Raw genomic sequence first — 13,660 nt, 5'->3', positions numbered from 1 at the left:
TCCCTTTCTGTTTAAAACCCAAGTTTTACACCTAACAAAAACGTAGTAGCTGTAGGATAAGCATTATAATCAATCCTAATATTGGCATTGCCGTTTGGATTGACAGCAGGATCCACCCCATCATAATTGGTGATAGTCCATAGGTTCGTTCCCGTTACATACACCTGCGCAGAACGGAAAGTATTGCTCTGCAACATTGGGATGTTATAATTAAGGGTCACGGTATTCAAGCGCAAATAAGATGCATCCTGTACAGTGTAGGAATTAACTTCTTTCTGTCCCTGTGCCGTTGGATTGACAAAGGAAGGGTATACAGTGGAAGGATTTTCTGGCGTCCATCTGTTGAGATATGGTTCTGCAAACTTGTTTCTTCTAAAATTGATCGGGAAATAAGTGTCGACCAAGTTATTGTTCAACATGCTGATACCATGCACCCCTTCAAAGAAAACATATAAGCTGAAGCCTTTGTATTCAAAGGTATTAGCAATGGAATAGTTGAAATCTGGAAAAGAGTTGCCCAACACTTCTCTATCGTCTGCATTGACAGTCTGGTCTCCATTGAAATCTCTGAATTTCAAATCTCCAGGGGCTACATTATCGGTAGTTTGGTCAAAGTCATCACCTTCTTGCCAAACACCATCAACTTGGTAACCATAGAATGAATACATCGGTAAACCTTCCTTGATAATCCAAATTTGGTTAGCAAAACCCGCGCTTCCTCCAATAATCTGGTCTACACCGCCAAGGCTGGTCACCTCATTTTTCACAGTTGCCATGTTAAGGGTAGTGGTCCAAGAAAACTCTCCGTCAAAGTTCACTGAAGTAATCGCTGCTTCAATACCTGAATTTTTCACACTCCCAATATTGGTGATCCTATTGGTATATCCTGTAGAAGTAGGAATTGGTAGATAAAGGAGCATGTCAAAGGTGTTTTTCCTGAAATAATCCAAGCTACCAAAAATCCGGTCCCTAAAGAGGCCAAAGTCCAAACCAATATCCCACTGCTCGGTAGTTTCCCACTTCAAGTCAGAGTTGGGAATACGCGCTGGCTGGGTGGTGGATACTTTTTGATCATTGAAAACGGCATCTGGTCCTGGAACGAAAGTACTAATGGAAAGGTAATTGCCAATTTCCTGGTTTCCTGTCTGTCCCCAGCTGGCCCTGAATTTCAAAGTGCTCAGGGTTTCCAAATCCTGCATAAAAGCTTCTTCATTTACCTTCCAAGCAAAAGCTCCTGAGGGGAAATAACCAAATTTATTATTCTCACCAAATCTGGATGAGCCATCTATACGTAGTGTTCCTGTAAACAAATACTTATCCATCAAGGTATAATTGACCCTACCTAGATAAGAAAGCAAGCGGTTGGTTGCCCGGAAGCTATTGATATTGAACTGGGTAGGATCACCTAGGCCTATATTATCGGTTCCTGTCGCATCAGAAGGAAAACTTTTGCCATGGCTGGTGGTATTGGCACTGGCAAATTTCTGCGTGGTCACCCCTGCTACTGCGGTGAAGTGGTGATCATTGAAAGTCTTGTCATAAGTAGTCGTTAACTCCATCAAATAATTGGATTGACGCTCTTGTAAAATCGTAGCTATCCCGCCATTGGCCAAACCGTCTTTTGTCGAACGGTCTATATAAACATCTCTTCGCTGATTGGTCACATCTGTACCCAAATTCAATTTAACAGACCACTCCGGAAGGATTTTATAGTCGGCATAAGCCACCGCCATATTTCTATACCGTTCGATCATGGCATTTTTCCCATAGGCTATGGCCAGAGGATTATCAATAGAGATAAAAGGAGAGATTCTGTAGCGCCCATCATCCCCGTATATACTTAATGTAGGATCAAAGTTATAAGCCGCATACAAGGCTCCATTGTTTTCATTCACACCAAAAGATTGGGCAGGAACTTGATCGTTTTCACTGAATGAGGCATTTAAATTCATCCCCAAGGTCAAGCGGTCTGAAAATTTGGTCTCCAAGTTCAAGCGCGCACTGTAGCGTTCAAAGGCAGAACTTTTGACCACACCTTCCTGGTTAAAATAGTTCAATGCAGCAAAATAATTCGTCTTTTCATTCCCACCAGAGAAGGATAGATTTTGATTGGTTACTGGAGCATTTGAACGAAAAAGTTCATCTTGCCAGTCCGTTCCACCATCTTCTATTACATCGACCATTTGATCCGCTATTCCTCCTCCATCAGCAATGATATCATTCATGACCATTTGGTATTGTTCTGCGTTCAGTACATCCAGTCTTCTCGCCACACTTTGCACCCCTACATAGCCATCATAATTGATTCTCATTTGCCCTGACTTACCTTTCTTGGTGGTCACCATGATCACCCCATTGGCGCCACGGGCACCGTAGATGGCGGTAGCCGAAGCATCTTTCAGGATTTCAATGGACTCAATATCGTTAGGGTTGATCGCGGCCAAAGGATTGGTAGGCGTACGAACACTTGGATAATTGCTACCTCCGCCAGTTGTCATGGCGCTATTATCAATGGGCAAACCATCAATAACATAAAGCGGGCCTGTTCCTGCATTTACGGAGCTGGCACCACGTATGCTGATAGAAATCCCCCCACCAGGTTCGGAACTGTTTTGCACCACATTCACTCCCGCGGCCTTTCCTTTTAGCAATTGGTCCACTGAGGTATTGACACCTTGATTCTGTTCATCAGATCTTAAGGAGACCACAGATCCAGTCAAATCACTTTTCTTTACGGTACCATATCCTACCACCACGACTTCTTCCAAGGCTTGCGTGTCCTCTTTCATTACAACGTCTATGATGGATTGATTGCCTACTTCTCTTCTTTGGCTCACAAAACCAATGAATGAGAAAATCAGCACATCGCCTTCTTCCACCACAATTTGGTATTTGCCATCCAAATCTGTCACTGTGCCTTGCCCGGTACTTTCCACTTTTACAGTGACACCAGGCATATCGCTTCCTGTTTCATCTACTACCTTCCCCGAAACTTTGATTTCTTCTGCTTCGGCTATAGCTACAGCTGTGTTTTGGGAATTGGCATTTACATGAATATTATCATTAATCTGGGTAAAGCTCAGGCCTGTCTGACGTGATAAGGTTACCAGCAAATCATAAACTGTTCCTGAGTGGGAAATAGTCCCCAATCGGGAAGAGGTGTCGATATGATTGGCGTCGAAAGTAAATCTAAAGTCTGTTTTTTGCTCTATATCGTTGAAAACCGCCCGGAGGCTCTTGTTTTGAACCTGCAATTCCACACGGACATCTTCAATGGTTTTCCGTTGTGCATTGCTGGTGTTGGCCAACAATACCGAACAGAATATCAGCTGTATAAGAAAGCCATATAAAACTCTCATGGACATCATTATTAGTTGTCTCAGTATTTTTTTTTCCATAGTTTTAAAGTGTTTAAGTAATAACTGCTTAAGCATCCTGTCTGAACCGACCAAAGCATAGGACAGGAAGAGTAAGGACAGATGGAATTCTCCCCAGAATTCTATCTGTTTCTTTGTTAACTTGAGTTGTTTTTCATCATGGCTAAAGGTTATTTAGGGTTAATTTTTAATTAATTTCACTTTCTTTCCGCTGATTTTATAGTTGATATTCAAAGTTCGTTTTATACCTTCCAAAACATTTTCCAGGGACTCATTATGGTATTCTCCTGAATAGGCCCAGTTGTCCTTGATCCCTTCATTAACTTCGACCTCTACACCGTACCAATCACTGATCCTTTGGACGACCTCCGTTTTGTTACTGTTTTTGAAAACCAATATCTTATCCTTCCACCCTGTAATTTCCAAGGCATCAAAAGGAATGATTGAAAGCTTGCCCTCAGGATTGATCTCGAGCATTTCAGAGGGATGAAGAATCACCTGATTACCAGTCCTATCTTTCACTTTCACCTTACCAGTAAGCAAGGCCACTGATAAACTACCATCTTCATTTTTTTTAACATTAAAGGTAGTTCCCATCACTTCCACATTGGTACTTCCTAAATCCACAATAAAAGGTCTTCCATCCTTTTCAATATCAAAAAATGCTTCCCCTTCCAGTTTTACCATCCTTAGGCTGTCAGAGAATTTTTCCAAAAAACTTAGCTTACTGTTGGCATTCAGCTTGACAATGGAACCATCCCCCATTTTAATGGTGGACTTCACTCCTGCTGGGTTTTCACGAACCTCCCATTTCGCCGGAACAGGTTCAGTTTCTTCGTCCGTCCAATAAATATCAATGATCACCCAAGCACAAAAAATCAATAATATGGCTGCTGCTACTTTTTGAAAACCGAAAAGAGTTTTCCATATTGACTTAGGACTCTGTACTTTCTTTGGTACTGTATTATCTATTCTAGGTTCCGACTTCAGTATATTTTCAAATATGTCCAAGTAGGATTTATCGGATAAGTTTGGCTTATTATCATAGGTCAAAGAGCGAATAATAGTAACTGCCTGCATTACCATTTCACTTTTATCTCCATTTTCAGCGATCCACTTGTCCCAAAAATGATTATTTTCTCCAATTGGATTCTTTACCCAGGAAATAAAATATTCATCTCCTAGAAAGTCCTCCAAATCATAATCTTTATATTTCAATATATTTCTTTCCTTATCCATGGTATGACATTAAAATGGATTAATGACTTCTTTCAAGCTAGCAAGTGCCCTGTATACGAGTTTCCTTGCCGATTTCACCTCACTAAAGCCCATAACTTCAGCTATTTCACTGTAACTCATTTCCTCCTCATATAAGAGAATCAGGGCCTGTCGCTGTCTTACAGTAAGCTTATCCAATGCTAGATTGACCATCTTTTTTTTCCGCTCTTGGGATTCCGATTCAATCAGTATGGTTTCTGGTGAAAGACTAATGCTGAAGGCCTTTTTATATTGTAAATGGTCCATATCAACGAGGATCCCCCTCTCCTTGAGTCTTTTGATAATTTCACTTTGAATGCATCTGAATAAATAGGACTTAATACTCTTTACATCTGACAGACTGCTCCTTTTTCTTCTTAGGTAGATAAAAACATTTTGGATGCAATCTTCTACCAAATGGGAATCGCCACAAAACTGATATCCAAAAGCATAAAGATCAGAGGCGTAATTTTTATAGATATAATTAAAAGTAGATTCATTTCCCTTACAAAAGGACTTCCAAATAAGGTCATCTGGCATTTTTTGGAAGTCCTTTTCAGTAAACTTCCTTTGGGAAGAATCGGTTATTTCGGGTGATTTGATGGGTTCCATATCAAAATTTATTTTGGCAATCCTGCCAACATACAGCATAAAGAGATAGAAATTAAGAAAAATAACCCCATCAAATCGAAAAAAACATCACACCAATCAAAACTTTTTCATACTACACATTTTGCAAACGTTATCTTTAACAAATCCATAAAAAACCATTGCAAATTCTACCATAATAACAGCTAACAAAATCATACTTCTATAGCTCATTAGAAAAAAACATGCTATTCCTGCCTTTCCAAAAAATGCTTGGACAAAAAAACAGCCTTGACAAATGACAAGGCTGTTTACAATCCTAACGACTATCCAATAATTTTATCACCCCATTTTTCTATACTTATAACCCATCATTTTGTTAGCTTCCTTATCTCCTATAAACTTCTCTTTCTTAGGGTCCCAGTCCAGGTCTTTATTCAAACGGTAAGCGATATTCGCAATATTACCGATGGTTGCAGAGCGGTGACCAATTTCCACATCACAATGTGGTTGCTTTCTTGACTTCATTGATTCCAAGAAGTTTTTGTAATGATCTCCATCTGGATTAGCCAAACGGATATCATCGACCTTCAATTCGATATCCTTAAGAGAAACATTGGATGGATCCATATAGCTCCGACTGACATCAAGGCTTCCCTCAGTACCAATAAATCTTACTCCGAAACCACGCCCAAAATCCTGATGAATCATTTCAATACCATTTTCATAGTACATTTTGAGACCAGTCTGAGGATTGGACACTCCGGAAGGAGCAATAAACTTAACCGGTCCTGTACGATCCATGCCCAAGCCCCATTGAGCTATATCAAACATATGCGCACCCCAATCAGTCAATATCCCTCCGCCGGTCTCATCAAAAAGTCTCCAATCAGGATAAGTTTCATTAACAGCTGGAGCTATGGTATGGTGATAACCTAAAATTGGAGCAGGGCCACACCATTGGTCCCAATCTACCTCTGAAGGCAAGGCCTCCTTCGGTAAATCGTATGGTCTGGAAGGAGCTCCTACTTGTACCAAAACTTGCTTGACCTCTCCAATATATCCATTTCTCACCAACTCACAGCCCTTGACAAATCCATCCCAAGAACGCTGCATACTACCTGTCTGCACAACTCTTTTCGTTTTTCTGGAAGTGTCCACCATTTTAATACCCTCATCTATTTTTAGGGTAAGCGGCTTTTCACAATATACATCCTTCCCCGCCTTCATGGCATCAACAGCATTTAATGCATGCCAATGATCTGGGGTAGCTATAATCACACCGTCTATGTTTTTATCTTCAAGCAATTCTTTATAATTGCTGTAAGTAATTACATCCTGAGGTTTCACTTTTACATCATGCTTGGCATAGGCTTCAGCAACAAAGCCTTTGAACCATTCTCTCTTGGTACTCCATACATCAGCACCAGCAATAATTCTGGCGCCTTTCTGACCTGAAAATGCATTGCTAAGAATTCCCCCTTGCTTACCAAGGCCTATTACGCCAAGGTTGACCATATCACTGGGGGCTGTGTAGCCTGCTCCAAGTACATGGCGTGGCACTATGGCTATTCCTCCTAATGCCAGTAAGGATGATTTCAAAAAATCTCTTCTGTCGGACTTTTTTAGTCCCTTGGATGATTTATTGTCATTCATTTCAATAGGGTTATTGTTAATTATTCTACACTTTTTATCAAATTGAAAAATAATATAAGGCTAAAATTAAAATTTTAAGTACAAACCTACATAAAAGGCAAAATTTCTTGATAGAAAGGATAATATTTTCAGGAAGCACACCCTGCCTATCTCTCTTGCTATTTCTACACGCTAAAAGCAGCAAAAATGCTTGCTGAACAATAATGATAGCATCTAGCTATTCTTTACAATGTCCACCTCAATAGATTTGCTTATAGGAGTCTGACTTTTATCTGCATAATGATTATTAGGAACCAAAATATTGGTTTCTGGAAAATAAGCTGCCAGGTTTCCCTTTGGGATGTTATAAGGAGCTATCAAAAAGTTTCTGGCGATTCTTTCTACACCATCATAATTACTTACCAAATTGACCACGTCCATCTTTTTCAATCCCAATTCCTCGGCATCCATTGGATTAATAAACAAAACCCTTCTTTCATTGAAAACACCTCTGTAGCGATCATCCAATCCATAAATGGTCGTATTAAATTGATCATGTGAACGGATGGTCATCAATAAAAACCGGGCAGAAGTCAATTTGTGATTGGGAAGTTGACAAACACTAAACTGGGCCTTTCCATTTGGAAGCATGGAAAAATCACCCATTCTGGCATTGTTCGGCAAATCAAACCCAGCACCTTTTGATCGCTCGGAATATTGATCAAAGCCCTCAAACACCTGAGAAATTCTGGTCCGGATCAAATCATAATCCATTCCAAGGGCTTTCCAGTCAACTGGTGTATTTGATTTAAAATAAGCTTCAGCAATTTGGGAAACGATCTCTGGCTCACTCTTGAGCTTAGCTGAATGAGGTTCCAAATTCCCCATTGATCGATGCACCCTACCCATGCTGTTCTCTACTGTCACATATCTTTTTTGACCATTTTCCAAATCCAATTCCGTCCTTCCAAGAGTGGGCAAAATCAAGGCAGTTTTGCCAGGTACCACATGAGTCCTATTGAGTTTTGTACTTATGGAAACGGTCAGTTCACAATTTTGCAGGGCTTTTGCGGTGTATAAAGTATCCGAAGCTGCAGAGAGGAAATTTCCCCCCAAGGCTATAAAGACCTTGGCTTTGCCCTCATGCATGGCCTTGATCGACTTCACCACATCCAAACCTTCCTTTTCTGGTGGATTGAAACCAAAAACCCTTTGGAAACCATCATTAAGCTTTTTGGACACATGATGGGTTATCCCAACGGTCCTGTCTCCTTGAACATTACTATGCCCTCTTACAGGACAAGTACCAGTGCCTTTTTTACCAATGCTTCCCTTGATCAATAATAGGTTCACGCAGGCTTTGATATTATCCACTCCATTTTTGTGTTGGGTAAGTCCCATTGCCCAACATATCACCAACTTTTTCCGCTCCACCAAAAGCTGAACAGCTTTTTCTACTTCTGCCTCAGGAACCCCACACAATGCTAAAAGCTCATCTTCACTGTACTTTTCAATATCTTGCTTTAATTCTTCAAAACCAGAAGTATTTTTATGAATAAATTCATGATCAATTATCCCTCCTACCTTTTCATCCCTTTCAATCAGTTTCTTCATCAATAGATTGAGCAAGGCTACATCCTGATTAATTTTCACCTGAAGGAATAGGTTCGTAATGGCCGTTCCTCCACCCAAAACACCTGAGATTTCCTGTGGGTTTTTAAAGCGGACTAAACCAGCTTCCTCCAATGGATTTATCGCAATGATTTTTCCGCCATTCCCCTTACATTTCTCCAATGCTGAAAGCATTCTTGGGTGATTAGTCCCGGGGTTTTGCCCTATGACCATGACCAGTTCTGCCTCATAGATATCCTCCAATGTCGCAGAACCTTTGCCTATGCCTAAAGTTTCTGTCAGAGCTACTCCACTGGACTCATGGCACATATTGGAGCAATCAGGCATATTATTGGTTCCAAAAGCCCTAGCAAACAGCCCATATAAAAAAGCAGCTTCATTACTAGATCTCCCAGAGGTATAAAAAACTGCCTCATTGGGATCGTCCAAAGAATGTAAATGCTTTGCAATCAATTCAAATGCCACTTCCCAGGATATAGGTTCATAATGCTGACTACCTGCCCTAAGGACCATTGGTTCCGTAAGGCGACCACTTTTCCCTATCTCATAATCTGTCCAAGTTGAAATCTCACTGATGGAATGTGTCTTGAAAAATTCTTGGTCTACTGTATGCGTAGTAGCTTCCTCTGCGATAGCCTTTACACCGTTCTCACAAAATTCACCCAAGGAAGAACGCTCTTTAGGATCTGGCCATGCACAGCCAGGACAGTCAATACCTTCTTTTTGGTTCAGCTTGGTCAGGGTAGCAATGGATCTTTTAAGTCCCATTTCCTTCATAGCATGTTCCAAGGCTACTTTTACAGCTGGAATACCTGCTGCATATTTTTGGGGAGAAGTAATGGTACCCCCGATAATCTCTTCAGGTCCAATAAGCGAAACCTTGGCTTGATCGTCTTTATACATTTTCTTAGACAATAAGGTAGTTGATGAGCTTCTAAAATGCTCACTCCCAAGTTAAGATTATTTGAATTGAAAAAACAGCCTTGAAAGTCTGTTAATCCTCAATAACAGACCGGATGTATATTTCTTTCCATAAAATGTACTTATATGTCTATTCTATAAATATAATCTATATTGTAGAAAAAAAGCTGCCTGAAACCAGACAGCTTTTACTCAATATAAACCCATTCTTATCATTACTTCATTTTTAATCTTACAGGCTTTAATCCTTTGGTACTGATTTTTATTTTCACCTCGCCCTCAATCTGAATATAAGCCCTCAGCCTACCCTGATAGGTTTTGCGATGATCTTCCCTGTAATCTTCATGACTGCTCAAATCACCACTCTCAAGCCCTAATAATTTTGCTGTACCATCTATTTCAAATGTGATATCTCTGTCATCAGAAACGATTCTATTACCCGCTTTATCCTGAATTTCAATATCCATCAATACAATACCGCTTTCTCCCTCTTCCATATTAACCACCAGCTGGTCTGCCTTTCCGGGGCTAGTGATTCCATAAGCAGCTACTTCTTTACCATTTCTAAAGCCCACAGCCTTCAAGGTTCCCTTCTCAAATGTAACTGGCCATCCAGGCATTTCCTCTGAAGAATATTCAAGAGCTTTTCTCCCAAGGGATTCACCGTTTAGCCACAATTCAACTTCATCAACATTGGCATAGACAGCTACCCATTTTTCTTCTCCTTCCTCACCAGTCCAGCTATCCTGAATGCTTCTGCGTCTGTGTACATTTTCTTCATTATCTGTAACACCCAAATAAACCATGGGAGCTTCATTCCATAAACTCTTTCTGAAATAAAAGTCAGGTTTTGGATAACCTGCCATGTCAATGATTCCAGCCCCGCTGCTTCTTGACGGCCAAGGCCTGGCCTCTCCTAAAAAGTCAAATGCAGTCCATAAAAACTGGGAAGCAATATACTTATTCTCTGTCACGGCCCGCCAAGCCGATAATGCATCGCCATTTTCACTACCATAAATTACTCTGTCGGGATAGGCTTCATGATCTTCTTGATAGCGGTACTCTTGATAGTTATAACCAACAATATCCAATGCTTCCGGATAACTGGTATGGTTGGACATGGTCACTCCAGCCAATGCAGCGGTGACTGGTCTGGTACTGTCTACTGCCTTTACTGCTGCCACCAATCCTTCTGCCAAAGGTCCCAACTGGGAGGCAGGCGGATTATCTTTTTGATAGCCCTTACCATAAATCTGAGGATTCCTACCTTCATCCAAAACTGGGTGACTGTATGGATCATTTGGATAGTCAATTTCATTGCCAACACTCCACATGATAATAGAAGGATGGTTTCTTGATCTTAAAACCATGTCCTGCACATCTCGATGTCCCCACTCTTCAAAGGCATCATAAGATCCATCATTACCGGGAGTTCCTACATTCCAGCCTTCTATCCACTTGTTCTTGCCCCTTTCCCATTCATCAAAGGCCTCATCCTGCACCAAGAAGCCCATTTCATCACATAACTCATAAATATAATCCTGATGAGGATAATGACTCATTCTGATCGCATTACAGCCTAAATCCTTTAAAGTTTCTAAGCGCTTTGCCCAAACAGTCTTTGGCACCGCCGCACCAAATGTTCCAGCATCATGGTGTATACATACTCCTTTGATCAACATATTCTCACCATTGAGAAAAAAGCCTTCATCAGCATCAAAACGGATACTTCTAAATCCAACTTGGTCCACATATTTATCTAGTAGCTTTCCATCAGCCCAAAGGCTCACTTCCAGTTTATATAAGTTAGGTTCATCAGGTGACCAAAGCTTTGGTCGATTCACCTCCATATATAATGCTTCATGGTTTTCATCTCCCGCAGGCACAAATGAACCAAATTCTGTAGAAGCCACCTCATTGGATGCATTCAGCAAGCGGGCCTTTATTCGTACAGCAGCAGTTTTCTCATCGCTACTTTTAATATCAACCTGGACTTTTACCATGGCTTTCTCACTGCTCACCTCAGGAGTACTGAAAAACACGCCCCAAGTTTTGAAGTGAATAGGTGATTTAGTAATCAGATAAACATTCCTATAAATTCCTGAACCAGTATAATACCTTGAATCTGCATATTCCCTATGATCAACCTTGACAATTATCTCGTTATCGGCGGGATTAAGGTATTGTCCTATTTCATAGAAAAAAGAAACAAATCCATTAGGCCTTTTACCCAGATAATGACCATTGATCCACACTTCACTGTTTTTATAAATCCCATCGAAATAAAGTTGATAATCACTGTTATCATTCAACTCTTGAAAATCAAACTTCTTCCTGTACCAGCCAATACCTCCAGGCAAGAACCCAGTACCGCTGGCCCATTCACTACTGAAAGGCCCTTCTACAGACCAATCATGGGGCAAGGTTATGGGTTTCCATAAGAGTTCATCGGCAGCGGCAGCCTCCAGTGCTTCAAGGCTTCTAATATCATCGGCTTTGACAAACTCCCAATTATCATTAAATAATAGCTTAGCTTGTTCTTGGGCAAAAAGCAGCTGACAATTACAAAAAAGAAATAAGCCAAATAAAAAGAGTCTATGCTTCAGGTTATTTATCACGGTTAAAATGAGTTTTAGGGTTTAGAAACAATGGTTATGATGGACCTAGCAGGAATAAGCAATTTCCCCGATTGCTCTTCCAGTTCTACAGGGGTCAAATTCATGTCCTTATTCGTAATATAATATTTCGGATCATCCAATCTGGAACCATTAAGTGTCAGGGCAACATCAGCTTCCTTATTGGCCGAATTGATAACAACATAAACTACTTCCTCTGTGTCTGGATGTTGATAGGCTGACACCAATAAATCTGGAGATTGGTTGGGCTTTCCGGCAATGGTAGTTTCAATCCTTTGATAACCTGGACGGATAAAAAAGCTATAATTTCCGAGCGCCCAAAGCATTTTACTTTCATAATAATTGCCATCCTGCTTTTGATAATCGATATATACCAATCCATCTTTATAGTCATAAGGAGAAACACCCAACCACCAATGCCAAGCACTTGCATTGGCCACAGTAAGGTCATTATGGATCACCCTGGCCATGTACAAGGCAGGATCAATGCCCAAATCCCTACCAGAACCATTAATTTCCCCTGCATTATCACCTAAAATGCAGTATTCGCTCATCCAAAAGTTCCGACCCTCCATTCCTTCTAATGCAGTCTTCACCTTACTTCTGAGCTGTACAGCCACTTCATAAGGAGAAGTAGTAAAATAACTATGCCCAGAAATAGCATTGCCCATATGGCTCAAACCTCCAATATAGTTCTTGGAAGAAGCATCAAAAAAGTCAGCGACTTGTTGCCCTCTGCTTTCTTTATCTGCTTGTTCATACAAATAATTGATTTTTCCTGCTTCGGCTATATCTATCTTGGTTTCCAAATTCACAGCCGCCAATGCATCATTTAAGGCCCTGGCAATTCCTGCAATTTCATTATTCCAAAACGGTGTCCCTTCCTGTCCACCATCTGACCAGTCCCATTGTGGTTCATTGACCGGACTGATATAATCTACCTTCAGCCCCTTTTCATGCAGGCCTTTGATCACATTGGCCAGGTATTCTCCAAAGTCATCATAATGTTCAAAATCCAAATTGGATTGGCCATTTTCTGCATATGCCTTTCCTGTTCGTGTCATATGGACCGGTGGACTATTGGGAAATACCAACAGGTGCTCAACACCAAACTCTTGGGCAGCTTGGGCAAACCAAACCTGCCCTGCCTGCTTGTCCCAATCATAAGTCCCATCACTGCTGAGAAAGGATTCTGCTCTCCGCCATTCATCTCCAATTCCACTATCCTCCCCTTGTTCAGCACTTCCTGCACCTATATTAAAACGCCATAAGGACAGTCCAATACCATTTGGTTGTCCTGTTTCATCACTTTGCTGGCTAAATAACAATTCAGCAATCTTCCTTTTTTTCTCCTCTGGCCATAAACCTACAAACTGACAGGACCAAGCATCTGAAGCACCAAAATGCTCCATGCTCTGATAAACAACCGTCGTATTTGCATCAATACCGAGGACTTCCGAAGACTCAGGGTCTACTTGTTTTTCTTTTCCCTCTGAACTGCAAGAAAAGATCATCATGCCTAAGGCCAGAAGGCAAGCATAAATACTCCAATTCTCTTTTTTCATCATAAATTCTTCTCCCATGAAAATAGGAAAAAGAGAAACCGTATTGGTT

General features: G+C 40.8%; 7 protein-coding genes. All 7 read right to left on the bottom strand.

The window, feature by feature from the left end:
* Positions 1 to 11: 11 nt before the first annotated feature.
* The gene (locus tag KMW37_RS07510; RefSeq protein ID WP_215224000.1) at positions 12 to 3,398 is read right to left on the bottom strand and encodes a SusC/RagA family TonB-linked outer membrane protein; all 3,387 of its coding nucleotides are present in this window, start codon (positions 3,396 to 3,398) and stop codon (positions 12 to 14) included.
* Between the two features lie 159 nt (positions 3,399 to 3,557).
* Positions 3,558 to 4,616, bottom strand: coding sequence for a FecR family protein (locus KMW37_RS07505; protein ID WP_215223999.1), 1,059 nt, complete (start codon positions 4,614 to 4,616; stop codon positions 3,558 to 3,560).
* Between the two features lie 9 nt (positions 4,617 to 4,625).
* On the bottom strand, positions 4,626 to 5,246 hold the full coding sequence (locus KMW37_RS07500) for an RNA polymerase sigma factor (protein WP_215223998.1): 621 nt from the start codon (positions 5,244 to 5,246) through the stop codon (positions 4,626 to 4,628).
* A gap of 318 nt (positions 5,247 to 5,564) precedes the next feature.
* On the bottom strand, positions 5,565 to 6,878 hold the full coding sequence (locus KMW37_RS07495) for a Gfo/Idh/MocA family protein (protein WP_215223997.1): 1,314 nt from the start codon (positions 6,876 to 6,878) through the stop codon (positions 5,565 to 5,567).
* A gap of 213 nt (positions 6,879 to 7,091) precedes the next feature.
* Positions 7,092 to 9,392: an FdhF/YdeP family oxidoreductase gene (locus KMW37_RS07490; protein WP_215223996.1), complete on the bottom strand. Its 2,301-nt coding sequence runs from the start codon at positions 9,390 to 9,392 to the stop codon at positions 7,092 to 7,094.
* A 233-nt stretch (positions 9,393 to 9,625) separates the two neighbouring features.
* Positions 9,626 to 12,028, bottom strand: coding sequence for a glycoside hydrolase family 2 TIM barrel-domain containing protein (locus KMW37_RS07485; protein ID WP_215223995.1), 2,403 nt, complete (start codon positions 12,026 to 12,028; stop codon positions 9,626 to 9,628).
* A gap of 14 nt (positions 12,029 to 12,042) precedes the next feature.
* Complete coding sequence (locus KMW37_RS07480) at positions 12,043 to 13,614, bottom strand: glycoside hydrolase (protein WP_246581388.1); 1,572 nt, start codon at positions 13,612 to 13,614, stop codon at positions 12,043 to 12,045.
* Positions 13,615 to 13,660: the final 46 nt, after the last annotated feature.

Source organism: Echinicola shivajiensis (assembly GCF_018642165.1).
Lineage (GTDB): Bacteria > Bacteroidota > Bacteroidia > Cytophagales > Cyclobacteriaceae > Echinicola > Echinicola shivajiensis.
The sequence above is the reverse complement of the archived record's forward strand: the minus strand, read 5'-3'. Positions and strand labels throughout refer to the sequence as shown.

What these genes read in the sequence shown, in the direction of transcription:
- KMW37_RS07510 (WP_215224000.1), bottom strand. Translation starts at nt 3,398, where the DNA reads ATGGAAAAAAAAATACTGAGACAACTAATAATGATGTCCATGAGAGTT.
- KMW37_RS07495 (WP_215223997.1), bottom strand. Translation starts at nt 6,878, where the DNA reads ATGAATGACAATAAATCATCCAAGGGACTAAAAAAGTCCGACAGAAGA.
- KMW37_RS07500 (WP_215223998.1), bottom strand. Translation starts at nt 5,246, where the DNA reads ATGGAACCCATCAAATCACCCGAAATAACCGATTCTTCCCAAAGGAAG.
- KMW37_RS07480 (WP_246581388.1), bottom strand. Translation starts at nt 13,614, where the DNA reads ATGATGAAAAAAGAGAATTGGAGTATTTATGCTTGCCTTCTGGCCTTA.
- KMW37_RS07490 (WP_215223996.1), bottom strand. Translation starts at nt 9,392, where the DNA reads ATGTATAAAGACGATCAAGCCAAGGTTTCGCTTATTGGACCTGAAGAG.
- KMW37_RS07505 (WP_215223999.1), bottom strand. Translation starts at nt 4,616, where the DNA reads ATGGATAAGGAAAGAAATATATTGAAATATAAAGATTATGATTTGGAG.